Below are 15,348 nucleotides of genomic sequence, written 5' to 3' on the forward strand. Positions count from 1 at the left end.
CTCTAACTTGAACCATCCGGCTTAATCGGACACAGAACGAAATTGGACACACACTCAAAGTTAAGTGTGTGTCCAACATTTAATCGAGTGACTCGTACGACTATTTGTACCGATTTCAGATACTCACTTGAGTGACTGTCCGATTTATTTTCTATTTATTTTCGAGTGACTGTCCCTTTCATCCCGCTTTGATCTCCCTTAGGCATTAAAACAGTCTTTCCTAACTCTCGTTAGCTATACATCCTTTAGACCATCTTCCTAAGCAGTGCTGATGTATTTAAGGTAAGCAAGCGCCAGCAGCCAACTGCACCTAAAGCGCCTACCACAATTGCCCCTACTATCGGTGCAATTAGCCAGTACTCAAAGTGAAGACTTGCAGTCATTTGAAACACCTTGGTTTGCAGCATATACAAGCTGAGCTCATTGGCGAGCGCTGCCATGAAACCTGCAACCACGCCTATGATCAGAAACTCAAACACTACACTTTTGCGGATTAAACTGCCTTTAGCGCCAAGTGTTCTTAAAATAGCTAGCTCTTGTCGTCTTTCATCCATGCTGGCTTGGACCTGGGCTATTAACACTAAACTGCCTGCTACTAGCACCAAGACTAAGATAAACTCAATGGCCACCGACACTTGGTTGACAATATCTCTTAGCTGATTAATTCGCGCATCAACATCGAACATGGTGATTGACGCAAATGGTTTTAACAACGTAGTCAGTTCTGACTTCTGCACTTCAGGCAAATAAAAGCTGGTGATGTAGGTTGGATTGAACGCCGCCATGGCTTCAGGTTGAATAACAAAGAAAAAGTTAGGCTGCATGGTTTGCCAGTTCACATTTCTGAAACTAGTTACTTTGGTTTTAACAATTTCACTGCCCACATTGAACGTCAACATATCGCCTAATTCAATGCCAAGTCGTTCACCTACATCCGTTTCGACTGAAACCGCGAATACACCTTGCTCTAATGTATCGGTGTTATCACCATGCCATATACCACTAGTAATTTCGTTCTCTTTTTGCAACGAATTACTCCAAGTTAAATTAGCTTCTCGCCCGAGTCCTTGCCTACCCTCAATATTCGAATCGTCTTCTTTGGACACTTCGGTATTCACGCTATCATCATTCACCGCAACAAAGCGGCCTCGTATAACCGGGTAAAATTCTTCGATGGTAATTCCGTTTGATTTGAAGTGTGTGTCCAATTCTGTTTTTTGATCGCCGGTTATATTAATCAAAAAGTAATTGGGTGTACCTTCTGGCAACTGAGAGCGCCACTGCGATACCATGTCGTTGCGCATAACCAATACAACTAGCAACAACATGATAGTGACTGAAAAACTAATCAGCTGAACACTATTTTCCATTGAACGACGCTTGATCCGCGCCCAAGCAAGCTGCCACGGGCCCATTTTACCCGAGCCGAATTTACGGCCTGCTGCAATGAGCAAGAAGGTAGCGCCTAGCAGCCCTGCGACTAAAACAACACCTGACCCAAATAAAATAAGGCTGATCATCAAGTCTTGGCTGTAAATCCACATCAAGAGAAATATCGCACCGCCTGAGGCCACATACTGAATGGTCCGAGAACGTAAATTAGTGCTTAAATCACGCCTTAGCACACGCAGTGGAGGAATTGAAAACAACTGCATCAATGGATAAAGCGAGAATAATAACGAGCAGGTTGCCCCTGTGAAAACAGCGATTAGCACTGGCCGCCAGTGCCAAATTGATAAAGCTACGTCAACTTGTTCAGCAACTAACCACACCACAACTTGCTGGCCAATGAAGCCCATTATTAATCCAATAATAATGCCTAGCCCAGTAATAAATAGAATTTGAAGAAGATAGATACGGCGAATGACTTGCTTTGTGGCACCGAGTGTTTTCATGATAGCGACAGGGTCGAAATGACGTTGACTGTAACGCTGGGCTGCCACCGCAATGGAAACCGCTGCAAGCACTATTGCAAGTAAACTCGCCAATAAAAAATACCGCTCAGCACTGGCTACCGAACGCCCAATGGCTGATTCATCATCTTCAACCGTACGCCAGTTATGTAAGTCATCTTGCAAGTTAGGGCTGAGCCAGTCGTAAAAATTGCTAATAGCACTACTTTCGCCTTCAAAATAGCCCACGTAACGTGCCCGACTGCCTGGCCCAGTTATGGCCGTTGCATCCAAATCGGACAGTCTAATCAAGGCGATGGGGTCGGTGTTAAATACACTGAATCCTGCATCAGGAATATCAACCAATACTTTGGTGACAATGAATTCAGCATCACCTATTTCAATACTGTCTCCCAAACTAAGCTTCAGGGTTTGAAACAACAGAGACTGCAGCCACACTTCGCCAGGCATGGGCAAATCTGTTGCCGCTTCTTTCTGTCCAAAAGGCACATCGGTAATATTAACCGTGCCCTTTAGCGGATAGTTCTCGTTTACAGCCCTAAGGTCCACCAATGACATTTCGTCACGATGAAAAACCATCGACCGAGTAGTGACCTGCTTGGCGGTATTAAGCCCCTCATCTCGAGCCTGCTGTAACCAAATCTCATCAATGGGTGTATCAGAGCGTAACTGGGCATCTGCCGCGATAAATGCCGCTGAGCGCTCTTTTAGCGCACCTTGCAACCGTTCACTAAATAAAGACAGAGACAATACCGCGCCTACCGACAATACAATTGCCAACAAGATAATGGTAAGTTCTCCGCGCTTCGCCTCATGCCGAAATAATCGCCATGCCAAGGTCGATGTGGTACTCATCTATACAGCCTCTGTACGCTGTAGAGGCGATACTAGGGTTGACTCTGTCAAAACACCCGCCTGCATAGTTAACTGCCTGTCACACTTATCGGCAAGCTCGTTATCGTGGGTGACCAGTACCAATGTTGTGCCTTTCTCTCGGTTTAGCGCAAAAAGAAGATCTTCTACTTTATGGCTGTTTGTTGCATCCAAGTTTCCAGTAGGTTCATCGGCAAATAGAATTTTAGGTGAAGTAATAAAAGCACGCGCAATAGCAACACGCTGCTGTTCACCGCCTGAAAGTTGATTTGGGTAATGACTCGCGCGATGCCCAATGCCTACTTGTTCAAGAATCTTACTCGCCATCTGCTTAGGATTATCTAAACCAGCAATTTCGGCTGGCAGCATGACGTTTTCAATAGCGGTTAAGCTTTGCACTAACATAAAGCTTTGAAAAATAAACCCTACTTTTTGTCCACGAAGTACAGCGCGAGCCTCTTCATCCATGGTATGCAGTGGTTCACCATCTAGATAAATTTCGCCTTCGGAAACTTCATCTAAGCCGGCCAACAGCCCCAACAGTGTAGATTTACCTGAACCTGACGCACCGATAATAGCAACGGACTCACCGGACTTGACTTCAAAAGAGATAGGATGAAGGATCTCAAGCTTACCTTCGCTCGTATTTACAGACTTAGTTACTTTGGATGTTTTTATCATATAGGGGTCATCAATTCGTGATTTATCGTTTTCGCAGCGCCGTTTTGTTCACACTGCTTTTATTAATACCGTTATCTGCATTATCAGATCAGACCGATACCATCGTCCCCAATAATTCAGCTAAATTACTGATTGTAGGTGACAGCCTATCTGCTGCTTATGGGTTAGATCAACAAGAAGGTTGGGTGAGTTTGTTACAAAAACGCTGGCGTGACGAGAATATATCGATCGATATTGTAAATGCTGCGGTAAGTGGTGAGACCACTGATGGCGGTTTAGCTAGGCTTCCAAGGTTAATTGAACAGCATACACCAAGCCATATTTTAATAGAACTTGGGGGTAATGATGGCCTGCAAGGGCACAGTATCAGTAAGATTAGAGACAACTTGAGCGCAATTGTTAGCATAGCAAAATCGGACAATACAACCGTTTTTGTGCAAGACATGCAGATCCCCACTAATTACGGTAAACGCTATACGCAAATGTTTAGCGACACTTTTGATACCGTGTCAGAGCAACATGAAGTTACAAAAATTCCTTTTTTTCTTGAGAACATAGCACTTCAAAAAGACCTAATGCAACGTGATGGTATTCATCCTAACGCAAAAGCACAGCCAACTATTGCTGATTTTATGTTCGAAAAATTGACACCTTTAATCATAAAATAACGTTAATCTGTGCTATGCTTTTACCGCTATATGTTAAATGCTAGAACGAAAGTCAGCTCAATTTGGAGATTGTTATGGACGTTACATCATCAACGTCAACACCAGTATCGAATGTACTTCAGTCGCCTCAGCAGGAGCCACAACGACAGGTTCAGCAACAACGTGCTAGTCAGCAAACTGAAGTAAGTGCGCCCCAACAGACACAACAAGCGGCTCCTGCCTCAGATAGTAGAGTGGGTTCTCGTATCGACACTTATGTTTAGTTGAAAACCCGCCCTAAGCACAGTAGTTTAATAACGCATTTCCAGCATAATTATTTCCGAATCACTCGGAGATATGGAAATGCCGCTACCTCGATACAAGCAAGTCAATTTAGAAGTCACGCCTTACTATCACTGCACATCACGTTGTGTGCGGCAATCTTTCCTTTGTGGCGTTGATGCTAGTACAGGCAAAAACTACAACCACCGCAGACAGTGGATTGTAGATAGACTACATAGGCTCACGAAAACCTTTGCTATTGACTTGTGTGCCTATGCAGTAATGCATAATCATACTCATGTCGTTGTGCATATTGCGAAAGCGAGAGCTGAACACTGGACCATGGATGAAGTGTTACTTCGGTGGAAATGTTTTTATCGCTGCCCCTCATTAGTCCAACGTTATCTTGATGAAGAGGCCCGAGGTTCGCTATCTGAGGTAGAGCTTCAAAAAGTTGAAGAATTAAGCGAAATTTATCGGCATCGGCTATATAGCGTAAGTTGGTTCATGCGCTTGCTTAATGAATTTATTGCGCGAAAAGCTAACAAAGAAGATGAATGTACAGGTTATTTTTGGGAGCGCCGATTTAAAAGCCAAGCAATATTGTCGGAAAATGCGTTAGCGGCAACCATGGCCTATACCGATTTAAACCCTATCCGAGCCGATATCGCCAAAACACCTGAGCAATCAAACTTCACTAGTATTCAATACAGAATTAACGCATTGAAAGTAAACAAAATACCTGCTCGGCTTATGCCGTTTAATGATCAAGTTCCGGTTAATGAAAGCAGCCTGCCTTTTAAATTGAGCGACTACTTAGTGCTTGTAGATGAAACCGGCCGTATTATGCGCCCAGACAAAAAAGGTGCTATTCCTCAGAAAATTAAGCCTATCTTGGACAGACTTAAACTCTCTGGTAATTCTTGGATTACCCTTTCAACCAAACTAGAAAGAAAATTTACGGGCCCGATCGGCTCTGCTGAGCGAATTTGCGTGTTTGCGTCTGCATGCGAATATGGCAGAAAACCAAACATAGCAAATGCCAGAAGGTATCTTCAATAGGCGTTCAGGTCTGAGTTTTTCTAGGCAAAATCAACAAAACATCGCGGTTGATATATTTTAAAAGTCTAGTGTGAGGCTTGCCTGGCTAATACATCTACAATTTCTTGTGATTTTGATAAGCGCCTGATGTCGTTAAACAACAATTCAGCTTCAGGGTACTGCCTTTTTAAATAGCCACACCACTGCTTTATTCGATTTGGGTAGTATTTCCCTTTATCACCGTAGATTTCATAGCCCGAATAGCGAATAAGCAATGCGGCCACATCTTCCCATGCCATAGGCGGTTCTCCATCTCGAATACACCTTGCTAGGTTTGGCATGGCAAGTGCGCCCCTCCCCACCATTAAGTTGGTGCAGGCTGATTGCTCTTGGCAGCGCTTGGCTTCTTCTTCGTTCCATATTTCGCCATTTGCCACTAATGGAATATCGGTATTTTGCTTTATTTTAGCAATCCACTCCCAGTAAGCTGGCGGCTTATAGCCTTCCGTCTTTGTTCTGGCGTGCACAACTAGCTCAGATGCGCCCGCTTCAGTGATAGCGATAGCATTTTCTACAGCAAGAGATTTATCTTCAAATCCCAACCGGATTTTAGCTGATACAGGTTGTGAGGCTGGTACGGCATCACGAACCGCTTTTACGATGTCATACAAAGCTTGAGTTTCTTTTAACAGAACCGCCCCGCCTTTACTTTTATTGACGGTTTTTGCAGGGCAGCCAAAATTTAAATCTACACCCGGTGAACCCAAATCAACCGCAGTATGAGCATTTTCTGCCAGCCATTGTGGATGCTGCCCTAATAATTGCACGCGCACAGGCACGCCGTTTGGGGTTTTGCCGCCATTATGTAGTTCGGGACATAGTTTGTAGAAGGTTTTATTGGGAAGTTTTTGATCCACTACTCTAACGAATTCAGTTACACACTGATCGAACCCACCCACATGAGTAAGCATATCTCGCATTAAATGGTCGACAACACCTTCCATAGGCGCCAGCATGATTTTCATAACTAAAATTTCGCTAAAACTGAGTGATTAAAATGGGCGCGAGAGTGTAGCAAAGTGCGGGTTATATGACCATGCTATTTAAGTGTCGAGCAGAGTTTGTGTACGTTTTTTTGACTGTCCGATTTTATACATATTAATGCGTTACTGGGAGAAATTTGAGTGACTGTCCAACCCTAACTTAAGTGTGTGTCCAACTTTTGTTGTTCTAGGCGGGTGAGGATGTTTTGCTTTTGCTGTGTGCTGTAATTCGACCAGTTGCCAATTTCCTTGATGGTGCGCTTACATCCGGTGCATACATCGTCTTCGTCTAGTTTACAGTTGGCAATACAGGGGGAAACTATACTCACTAATACTTGGCCTTAAGATTCTTATTTTTTATTGAATTACCTTTAGCGACGAGAGAGGCATGTAACATAGCATCAATTACTTTTTGTGTAGGCTCTTTGGCAGCCCACATACAAACATGCACACCGAACTTCGCATTTAAAAATACGTCGAACTGGGTTCTATCTTCATAATCCCCAGTCACCAGTTGTTGTTTATAACCATCATAAATTAATGCAGAAAATGTAAACACGTAAGCCTCCTCATCGAGAAGGCTTAACTATACATCTAGACGTCTAAACATTCAAACATCTAAACGTCTATTTTATAAATTCCAACGCTGCGGTGATTACAGCCACTTGGGCAGCGTTACAATTTTCAGCCGTTGCATTAGCGCTATCAGGGTAGACTTCTGTTGTAGTTACATAAGCTGCATCTGTCATTCCGCCGCAAAGATACAATGCTTTTTTGTCGTAACAAATCACACCTTCAGACAGTAAGTCAGCACCTATAATTTTGCCACTTTCATCAGCAGGCGCGATATGAGTTATTTGCTTAACTGCATCAATAATAGCTTCCTGAAATTGTTTTTGTGGATTCTGGGTATTAGCCACCAGGTAAAAGCCATCAGGAATATTCCAATTATCATGAGTCGTTGCATCTCTTGCTGCTAATGCAGGCCTAAACTCACTGTTGTCCGTATCAGTGGTTTCATGTAAATCGACATGCAATGAAAATGGTAAGTTCAACGATTCAACAAATGCCATTAGCTGGGCTGACTCAGGTGCCGGAGAATTAGGGTAAAATGAACGATTAGGATCTAACGCATACTGATCCCAACGATTGATAGTCTCATAACCCCAAGGGCTAACGCACGGTACGACAATGATGGTGAAATCTTCTGCGTAGTCACTTAATTTAGTATTGATAAACTGAAGCGCACCCTGCACACCACTGGTTTCATACCCATGCACCCCTCCAGTAACTAGCACCGCAGGCTTGGTTGCATCAATATTTGTAGGCATACCTTTAGGCATATTTTTAGGGATATCTTTAGGGATATTTTTAGGAATTACGGCATACAACGGGTATCGAGACTCATCGTAAGGCAACGCGCCATACTGCTTTAATTCAAACCCTTCAGGAATACTGCCTAACTGCTTAAGCACTTCATCATTATACGAACGCTTAATCGTTTGGCGCTGTTTCCATTCTTCTTTCTCTTCTTCACCCCAAGGTTTTCCTGGCGTGCCGATAGGATAATTTTGCATAAATAACCTCTTTGTTAACACGGCTATATTATCAAGATGGTATTAGTTTGTATGTGGAATATCGATAAGAACGGCAGGAATTAAGCTGTAGAAACGAAAAAGCCAACCCGAAGGTTGGCTTAACGATATGGCGTCCCCAAGGGGATTCGAACCCCTGTTACCGCCGTGAAAGGGCGGTGTCCTAGGCCTCTAGACGATGGGGACAAAAAATCCTCTTTCAAAAGCTACGCTTTTGAGATTTTTTGTAAGGCGAAGCGAGCTCTGCGAGCTGAGCGACCTTATCCTTACAAAAACAAATTTTTGTCGCTGATAGTAACTTTTCAATTACTACCGGCCTATTTCACAGTTACGGACTGTGACACCGGAAAATGGCGTCCCCAAGGGGATTCGAACCCCTGTTACCGCCGTGAAAGGGCGGTGTCCTAGGCCTCTAGACGATGGGGACAGAAATTTTGCTAGTGAAGTAACACTTCACTAAATTTCTGTAAGGAGAGGTGAGCTCCGCGAACCGAACGACCTTTTCTTACAGAGGTACTAAATTTTTGTCACTGGTAATTTCAAAGATTACCGGCCTAACTTAACTCAAAAGCAACGCTTCTGAGATTTTTTGTAAGGCGAAGCGAGCTCTGCGAGCTGAGCGACATTATCCTTACAAAAACAAATTTTTGTCGCTGATAGTAACTTTCTAATTACTACCGGCCTATTTCACAGTTACGGACTGTGACACCGGAAAATGGCGTCCCCAAGGGGATTCGAACCCCTGTTACCGCCGTGAAAGGGCGGTGTCCTAGGCCTCTAGACGATGGGGACAGAAATTTTGCTAGTGAAGTAACACTTCACTAAATTTCTGTAAGGAGAGGTGAGCTCCGCGAACCGAACGACCTTTTCTTACAGAGGTACTAAATTTTTGTCACTGGTAATTTCAAAGATTACCGGCCTAACTTAACTCAAAAGCAACGCTTCTGAGATTTTTTGTAAGGTGAAGCGAGCTCTGCGAGCTGAGCGACATTATCCTTACAAAAAAATTTATGCCCGAAGGTAAAACCTTCAGCCTAAACCACAATATAAAACTGTAGTTAGATTTGGTGGAGCCAGGCGGGATCGAACCGCCGACCTCCTGCATGCCATGCAGGCGCTCTCCCAGCTGAGCTATGGCCCCGTTGTGTCATAGTCACTATTGTGTGACTGTTCCGTGACAGCGGGGCGCATTCTAGGCATCCACCCCATTTATGTCAACGGTTTTTTTATGAATTTTCTCTGTTTGCTATAAAAGTAAGCGCTTTGTCGATTCTCTCGCCAACTTTCTCTTTTGACAGCAAATTAAGGGTTACATCTAAAGACGGAGAATTGCCACTTCCGGTGGTAGCAACACGCAATGGCATCCCTACTTTACCCATACCCACTTCTAATTCTTCAGCTGTTGCATTAATAGCAGCCTGAATATTTTCCGGCTCCCACGCTTCAATAGCCATCAACTTCTCTTTAACTAGCTCTAGTGGCCCTCGGGCTACTGGGCGTAAATGCTTTTTGGCAGCATTGGCATCAAATTCTTCATAATCTTGATAAAAGTAAGTAGAGATCTCAGCAAGTTCTTTTAACGTTTTTACTCTGTCAGCTTGAATGGCAATAACAGACTCGAGTGCTGGCCCCGCAGTTAAATCAACTTCTAACCCATCAAAGTGCCATTTTAAGTGTGTGGCAACTTCACTGGCTGGTAAGCTTTTAATGTAGTGCTGGTTCAACCAAATCAATTTTTCAGTATTAAATGCAGAAGCCGACTGACCAATTGCGTCTAAACTGAATAACTCAATCATTTCATCAAGAGTAAATATCTCTTGGTCACCATGTGACCACCCTAGCCTAACTAAATAATTCAGTACCGCTTGAGGTAAGAAGCCATCATCACGGTATTGCATAACACTTACTGCGCCATGACGTTTCGACAACTTTTTACCGTCATCACCTAAAATCATAGATACATGAGCATATTCAGGTACAGGCGCACCTAATGCTTGCAGAATATTAATTTGACGGGGCGTGTTATTGATATGGTCTTCACCACGCACAACGTGTGTGATGCCCATATCCCAATCATCTATTACAACGCAGAAATTGTAAGTTGGCGTGCCGTCGGTGCGCTGAATGATTAAGTCATCCAATTCACTATTGTTAATTTCGATTTTACCGCGTACGTGGTCGGTAATAACAACCGTGCCTTCTAATGGCGTTTTAAAACGGATGACAAAAGGTTCGCCTTCGGGGTGATCTGTACGGTCACGCCATGTGCCCGGGTAACGAGGTTTTTCCCCACGTTCTTTCTGCGCTTCACGAATCGCATCCAGCTCTGCTGCACTCATAAAGCACTTATACGCTTTACCTTCGTCTAACAATTGTTGAATAAGCTCTTTATATCTGTCGAAACGATCAGTTTGAAAGATAGGACCGGTGTCCCAAGTCAAACCTAGCCATTGCATGCCATCTAAAATTGCTTGCTTCGCTTCTTCCGTAGAACGTTCAATGTCTGTATCTTCAATACGAAGTACAAATTCGCCGCCATTGTTTTTAGCAAGTAGCCAAGAATATAAAGCGGTGCGTGCGCCACCAACGTGAAGGTAGCCAGTAGGGCTTGGTGCAAATCGTGTTACAACCGACATGATAAAAACTCTCTATCTTTATTAGATTGTGAAATTGCGCGCATTCTACCAGTCTCCGCTTCACGACAAAAGCAGCACGATGCATTTGCTTGGCATATAGCTACCAATAGAAACTTATATTTATGCTTTAATGAAGTCTTGTTTGATAGCATGGCGTCGCATCACGCTTACAATTTCATCAATTCAGATAAAAAAAGGCCAAAATGTTCACTTTTCAGGCATACAGTCATTTTTCTTTCATTTTATTATTGACAGTATGAGAACCGACTCTATAATACCGCCCCACTTGCTTAGGCAAGATAATAAACAAGATGGACGCTTAGCTCAGTTGGGAGAGCATCGCCCTTACAAGGCGAGGGTCACTGGTTCAAGCCCAGTAGCGTCCACCACTTTTTTTGAAAGTGTATGGCAAGTGCCACTGGTTCAATAACTTCGTTACGATAACTTCGTTACGAACCATAGCAGACGTCACCAATTTTGTTTATTAGAAAAAGTATTCGGACGCTTAGCTCAGTTGGGAGAGCATCGCCCTTACAAGGCGAGGGTCACTGGTTCAAGCCCAGTAGCGTCCACCACTTTTTTTGAAAGTGTTTGGCGAGTGCCACTGGTTCAATAACTTCGTTACGATAACTTCGTTACGAACCATAGCAGACGTACACCACTTTTTTTGAAAATGTACGGCGAGAGTCACTGGTTCAACAACTTCGTTGCGAGCCACAGCAGACGTCCACCACTTTTTCAAATCAACTCTGATATATCGGACGCTTAGCTCAGTTGGGAGAGCATCGCCCTTACAAGGCGAGGGTCACTGGTTCAAGCCCAGTAGCGTCCACCATCTTTCTTATCTTCATACAATAAAATATTACTGGTTCAACAACTTCGTTGCGAACCACAGCAGTCGTCCACCACTCTCTTTAACTTTATAAAATCAAAAATCACTGGTTCAATAACTTCGTTACGAGCCACAGCAGACGTCCACCATCTTTCTTATCTTTATAAAATCAAAAATCACTGGTTCAATAACTTCGTTGCGATAACTTCGTTACGATAACTTCGTTAGGAACCACAGCAGACGTCCACCACTCTTTCAAAAGAAAACTTACTTCCCCCTGCCCTCTACCTGTTTTTCATGCCATGCATCGCAATCTTAAAGACCCTATTTAACGATGGTGATAGGTTAATTAATCAACTAAACTCTGATTAGGTTGTTTACACAAGTAAGCATTGACGCATATACGAGGTTGTAATGAACCTACAGTTGGCTAGACAAACCCGTTTATTAATAGCGGAAGATCAGGCTTTGGCAAAAAGTCATATAAAATATGCTTTGGAGCAGCTTGGCTTCCAACATATTGATTATGTAGATCGTGCCACGTATGCCCTTACCTCACTTCGCACCCGGCAGTACGATGTTATCGTTTGCGCTTATGACTTAAGGCACGAACAAGGCGGCTACAATTTATTCGAGCAACTGAAAACTGAAAAAATTATTCCTCTTACTACCGGCTTCATTTTTACCAGTGCCGACACTGCTATTGATGTGGTCCATGCCATCATCGAACTGCAACCCGATGAATTCTTAGCAAAACCATTTTCCGTCAACGAACTAGATAAACGACTTAGTAAAGTCGTCACTCATAAAAAGGTGTTTCATGATGTATATCGTTACATGGATGACCAGAATCCCGAGCAAGCACTTAAAGAATTAGAGTTTATTTTAGTTGAACCTAAAAATGCTGAGCACTTCCCATTAGCACTTAAAACTAAGGGCGACTTATTGTTATTGAATAGCCAGTTTGAAAACGCGAAGCTTTTTTACCAATCAATCATCAATATTCAAAATTTTACGTGGGCAAAGCTCGGCCTCGTTCAATGCTATATCCACCTAGATGAGTTTGATGATGCAGAAAAAGATCTTATTAAGCTAGCGCTGCAACCAGAAAGTATGCTGAGTGCATACGATTTATTGGCCGAGTTGCAAATTAAGCTAGAAGCCTATGATGAAGCACTAGAATGTGTAAATGTAGCCAGTGACATTTCACCTCGAAATGTCATGCGCCATATTACTGCGGTGCAACTCGCGAGGCTAACCCACGACTATGAAGGGCAATTTAATAGCGCTAAAAAAGTGGTTCGTTTCGGTAAAAACTCGGTACACGATACCCCAGAGATGTACTTGTCTGTTGCTAGGGCGGGTATTGATTTTGCGATGACGGCAGAAACCTCACAAACAAACAAAATTATTAAACAATCCAATGAATATCTACGCCAATTGAAAAGCGCCTACCCAAAGGTGAATCTCGATCATCAGCTCCACGTTATTAGCGCCCGTATTCACTATCTAAAAGATGAAAATGATAAAGCAAAAGATCTGCTCGACGCCCTAGATACTGATAACCTAGAAGACCAATCTGTCGAAACGTTATTAGACTCGGCAAAAGCCTTCCACGACTTGGGGTTAAGAGGAAGCGCCCTCAAATTACTCGACAAGGCGACGTTACGACAAAAAGAGCTGGATGCGCCAAATAGTTTACTCAGCCGTTATATTAATCAAGAAGTAGAGGAGAAAACGGCAATATCAATCAGCCCTAAAAACCTTAATGACGTGGCCGTCGTGCAATATAAGCGTGGCGAATTAATGAAATCTTACCAAACCTTTGAGCAAGCATTCAGGGTTATGCCCCGCAACCCTGCCATTGCGTTAAACCTACTTCAAGCGTCAGCAATGCGGCGTTCCCGTGAAGGAAAAGCAGAAGCCAGTATGAATGCGGTAATGAAGAAGTGCCGCTTTACGCTGGAAAGTGCTTCTTTATCTGAAGAACAAAGCCAACGCTATGAAACGGTTAAAGGGCTGTTAGATCAAGTAGTGTAAACCACTACCTTTTCTTGGTAGAGATTATCTTTATATTCAACTTCGTGACTAAAACTCATGCCTAGTTTTTCCATCACTTTTATGGAATTTAGATTTTCAGGTTTTGCCATAGCACAAAATTTGTCGATACCAATTTGATACAGGGCGTCTTTCACTTGTATCGCAGCCTCAGTGGCATATCCCCGCCCCCAGCTAGCTTGTTTGAAACGCCAACCAAGTTCAATATTATCAATCTCAGGTTCTTTTGTGAAAAAGCCAAAAGGTCGAACTAAAACCCAACCGATATCCTCTTCACTCTCTTTTTCTTGCACTCGCCATAACCCCCAACCTAGAGCAGGGTTTGAATACGCTTGAAAGCGTGGTACGAACGTGTTGGTAATATCTTTACGAGATGTTTTTTTACCACCACTTATAAATCGCATTACATCTTCGTCTTGGTCAAGCTCCCAAAGGAACTCAACATCAGCATCGGTGATATAATGGAAAGACAGACGCGCACTATCTTCAATAAACATAGACTTCCCTTTCTTATCGTTATTTTTACGAGCCACTTTATACTAGTGCTTTCGTATTTTTTGGCGCAACAAACGTAACTGTTAGCCGCCTAACATGGCTAAATGCTTCGTTGCCCCTGTGTTGCCTTCATGTAAAAAATGCGTCGCATGCTTTTCACCTAAACACTCGACTAAGAACTGTTGTAGCCCTACTACATCTTGGTCAGCTAATAGATGTCGCATATCAATGCCGTGCTCACTAAATAGGCACAAATGTAATTTACCATTTGCCGCAACGCGAAGTCGATTACAGCTTTTACAAAAATCTTTGCTGTACGGCATGATGAGGCCAATTTTACCCGCATAATCAGGGTGATAAAATTCCTGCGCCGGCCCGGCATCTTTGCGCCTAACCATGGGTTGCCATCCAGCATCTTTAAGCGTTTGCTTAAGTGGTGTTCCACCTTGATGCTGCGCTTTGAAAAATTTAGTGGTATCGCCGGTTTCCATCAATTCAATAAACCGCAATGTGACAGGCATGGTTTTCAGCCAATCAAGGAAGCGATTCAACCTAGCATCAGAAAAGTCATTTAACAGCACCGAATTTACTTTTACATCAAGACCGGCCTCAACCGCAGCATCGAGCCCAGCTAACACCTGCTTCAATTTATCTTGCCCAGTTATTGCGGCAAACTGCCTGGGATCTAAGCTATCAATACTGACATTCACTTGGTGTAAACCCGCCTGCTTCCACGCGGCAGCATATTCAGCCATACGGCCACCATGGGTGGTCATAGCCACGCGCTTAATACCAGGTGTATTTGCCGTTGCGCTTAAAATATCAAGAAAGTCGCGGCGAAGTGTTGGCTCGCCGCCTGTAAGCCGGACTTTTGTTGTACCCAACCCTGAAAACGCGCTCAATAGCGTGTTGATTTCGCTTAAGGAAAGAAAATGCTCACTAGAAGGACCTTGATAACCGTCAGGCAAACAATACTGACAGCGAAAATTACACGCCTCCGTTACTGATAAACGCAAATAATGGAATTGTCGTCCAAAGCTATCTTCTAACAAATTTTCTCCCTTAAGGGCTACGTGAAACAAATAGTGTGGTTAAATAGACTATGATGTCTTTGAGCCAGTTTACGCGGCTGCAAATAAGAATGAAATGCTCGATAACGCATAAATTAGAACGTTTTATCGTACCGTTGCCTTATTTATCTTAAATAAATATAACGGTTCACCGTAGACGATTTAGTTTAGAGTTCGTTAAT

13 protein-coding genes and 7 tRNA genes are annotated in these 15,348 nt (G+C 43.3%); 7 read left to right on the forward strand and 13 right to left on the reverse strand.

The window, feature by feature from the left end:
- Nucleotides 1–245 precede the first annotated feature (245 nt).
- Complete coding sequence (locus FLAVO9R_RS11135; RefSeq protein ID WP_159531301.1) at nucleotides 246–2,768, reverse strand: ABC transporter permease; 2,523 nt, start codon at nucleotides 2,766–2,768, stop codon at nucleotides 246–248.
- Nucleotides 2,769–3,467 carry an ABC transporter ATP-binding protein gene (locus FLAVO9R_RS11140; protein WP_159531303.1) on the reverse strand — a complete coding sequence of 233 codons (699 nt, stop codon included), beginning with the start codon at nucleotides 3,465–3,467 and terminating at the stop codon, nucleotides 2,769–2,771.
- A 17-nt stretch (nucleotides 3,468–3,484) separates the two neighbouring features.
- On the opposite strand from FLAVO9R_RS11140, the gene FLAVO9R_RS11145 reads away from it, so the two are divergent.
- The 3 genes from FLAVO9R_RS11145 (at nucleotide 3,485) to FLAVO9R_RS11155 (ending at nucleotide 5,458) form a co-directional block, all read left to right on the forward strand.
- Complete coding sequence (locus tag FLAVO9R_RS11145; protein ID WP_232370632.1) at nucleotides 3,485–4,135, forward strand: arylesterase; 651 nt, start codon at nucleotides 3,485–3,487, stop codon at nucleotides 4,133–4,135.
- A gap of 74 nt (nucleotides 4,136–4,209) precedes the next feature.
- Nucleotides 4,210–4,398, forward strand: a complete 189-nt coding sequence (locus FLAVO9R_RS11150) for a hypothetical protein (protein WP_159531307.1) — start codon at nucleotides 4,210–4,212, stop codon at nucleotides 4,396–4,398.
- Between the two features lie 79 nt (nucleotides 4,399–4,477).
- Nucleotides 4,478–5,458 carry a hypothetical protein gene (locus FLAVO9R_RS11155; protein WP_159531309.1) on the forward strand — a complete coding sequence of 327 codons (981 nt, stop codon included), beginning with the start codon at nucleotides 4,478–4,480 and terminating at the stop codon, nucleotides 5,456–5,458.
- A 65-nt stretch (nucleotides 5,459–5,523) separates the two neighbouring features.
- Here FLAVO9R_RS11155 and dusC read toward each other — a convergent pair whose 3' ends face one another.
- From dusC to gltX, 9 genes are all read right to left on the reverse strand, one after another.
- Entirely contained in the window at nucleotides 5,524–6,462 is a 939-nt protein-coding gene (gene dusC, locus FLAVO9R_RS11160; protein ID WP_159531311.1) for a tRNA dihydrouridine(16) synthase DusC, read from the reverse strand.
- 173 nt (nucleotides 6,463–6,635) lie between these two features.
- Nucleotides 6,636–6,809: a DUF1289 domain-containing protein gene (locus tag FLAVO9R_RS11165; protein WP_159531313.1), complete on the reverse strand. Its 174-nt coding sequence runs from the start codon at nucleotides 6,807–6,809 to the stop codon at nucleotides 6,636–6,638.
- Nucleotides 6,809–7,039: a hypothetical protein gene (locus FLAVO9R_RS11170; protein WP_159531315.1), complete on the reverse strand. Its 231-nt coding sequence runs from the start codon at nucleotides 7,037–7,039 to the stop codon at nucleotides 6,809–6,811. The genes FLAVO9R_RS11165 and FLAVO9R_RS11170 overlap by 1 nt, the downstream gene beginning before the upstream one ends.
- Before the next feature lie 67 nt (nucleotides 7,040–7,106).
- The gene (locus FLAVO9R_RS11175) at nucleotides 7,107–8,057 is read right to left on the reverse strand and encodes a M14 family metallopeptidase (RefSeq protein ID WP_159531317.1); all 951 of its coding nucleotides are present in this window, start codon (nucleotides 8,055–8,057) and stop codon (nucleotides 7,107–7,109) included.
- A 128-nt stretch (nucleotides 8,058–8,185) separates the two neighbouring features.
- Nucleotides 8,186–8,261, reverse strand: a tRNA-Glu gene (locus FLAVO9R_RS11180).
- Nucleotides 8,262–8,426: 165 nt separating this feature from the next.
- A tRNA-Glu gene (locus FLAVO9R_RS11185) sits at nucleotides 8,427–8,502 on the reverse strand.
- A gap of 289 nt (nucleotides 8,503–8,791) precedes the next feature.
- A tRNA-Glu gene (locus FLAVO9R_RS11190) sits at nucleotides 8,792–8,867 on the reverse strand.
- Between the two features lie 273 nt (nucleotides 8,868–9,140).
- A tRNA-Ala gene (locus FLAVO9R_RS11195) sits at nucleotides 9,141–9,216 on the reverse strand.
- 85 nt (nucleotides 9,217–9,301) lie between these two features.
- The gene (gltX, locus tag FLAVO9R_RS11200; protein WP_159531319.1) at nucleotides 9,302–10,711 is read right to left on the reverse strand and encodes a glutamate--tRNA ligase; all 1,410 of its coding nucleotides are present in this window, start codon (nucleotides 10,709–10,711) and stop codon (nucleotides 9,302–9,304) included.
- A gap of 313 nt (nucleotides 10,712–11,024) precedes the next feature.
- Here gltX and FLAVO9R_RS11205 point away from each other — a divergent pair.
- The 4 genes from FLAVO9R_RS11205 (at nucleotide 11,025) to FLAVO9R_RS11220 (ending at nucleotide 13,583) form a co-directional block, all read left to right on the forward strand.
- Nucleotides 11,025–11,100: transfer RNA gene (locus tag FLAVO9R_RS11205), tRNA-Val, on the forward strand.
- A 110-nt stretch (nucleotides 11,101–11,210) separates the two neighbouring features.
- Nucleotides 11,211–11,286 (forward strand) — tRNA-Val (locus FLAVO9R_RS11210).
- 184 nt (nucleotides 11,287–11,470) lie between these two features.
- Nucleotides 11,471–11,546: transfer RNA gene (locus FLAVO9R_RS11215), tRNA-Val, on the forward strand.
- A gap of 411 nt (nucleotides 11,547–11,957) precedes the next feature.
- Nucleotides 11,958–13,583, forward strand: coding sequence for a response regulator (locus FLAVO9R_RS11220; RefSeq protein ID WP_159531321.1), 1,626 nt, complete (start codon nucleotides 11,958–11,960; stop codon nucleotides 13,581–13,583).
- Here FLAVO9R_RS11220 and FLAVO9R_RS11225 read toward each other — a convergent pair.
- Together FLAVO9R_RS11225 and moaA are read right to left on the reverse strand one after the other, a co-directional pair.
- On the reverse strand, nucleotides 13,571–14,098 hold the full coding sequence (locus tag FLAVO9R_RS11225) for a GNAT family N-acetyltransferase (protein ID WP_159531323.1): 528 nt from the start codon (nucleotides 14,096–14,098) through the stop codon (nucleotides 13,571–13,573). The genes FLAVO9R_RS11220 and FLAVO9R_RS11225 overlap by 13 nt on opposite strands.
- Before the next feature lie 81 nt (nucleotides 14,099–14,179).
- The gene (gene moaA, locus FLAVO9R_RS11230) at nucleotides 14,180–15,148 is read right to left on the reverse strand and encodes a GTP 3',8-cyclase MoaA (RefSeq protein WP_159531325.1); all 969 of its coding nucleotides are present in this window, start codon (nucleotides 15,146–15,148) and stop codon (nucleotides 14,180–14,182) included.
- Nucleotides 15,149–15,348 lie beyond the last annotated feature (200 nt).

It is taken from the genome of Alteromonas sp. 38, assembly GCF_902506055.1.
Taxonomy (GTDB): Bacteria; Pseudomonadota; Gammaproteobacteria; order Enterobacterales; family Alteromonadaceae; genus Alteromonas; species Alteromonas lipotrueae.

Coding starts and splice junctions, on each gene's coding strand:
- FLAVO9R_RS11135 (WP_159531301.1), bottom strand. CDS start 2,768: ATGAGTACCACATCGACCTTGGCATGGCGATTATTTCGGCATGAGGCG.
- FLAVO9R_RS11140 (WP_159531303.1), bottom strand. CDS start 3,467: ATGATAAAAACATCCAAAGTAACTAAGTCTGTAAATACGAGCGAAGGT.
- FLAVO9R_RS11150 (WP_159531307.1), top strand. CDS start 4,210: ATGGACGTTACATCATCAACGTCAACACCAGTATCGAATGTACTTCAG.
- FLAVO9R_RS11155 (WP_159531309.1), top strand. CDS start 4,478: ATGCCGCTACCTCGATACAAGCAAGTCAATTTAGAAGTCACGCCTTAC.
- dusC (WP_159531311.1), bottom strand. CDS start 6,462: ATGAAAATCATGCTGGCGCCTATGGAAGGTGTTGTCGACCATTTAATG.
- FLAVO9R_RS11175 (WP_159531317.1), bottom strand. CDS start 8,057: ATGCAAAATTATCCTATCGGCACGCCAGGAAAACCTTGGGGTGAAGAA.
- gltX (WP_159531319.1), bottom strand. CDS start 10,711: ATGTCGGTTGTAACACGATTTGCACCAAGCCCTACTGGCTACCTTCAC.
- FLAVO9R_RS11220 (WP_159531321.1), top strand. CDS start 11,958: ATGAACCTACAGTTGGCTAGACAAACCCGTTTATTAATAGCGGAAGAT.
- FLAVO9R_RS11225 (WP_159531323.1), bottom strand. CDS start 14,098: ATGTTTATTGAAGATAGTGCGCGTCTGTCTTTCCATTATATCACCGAT.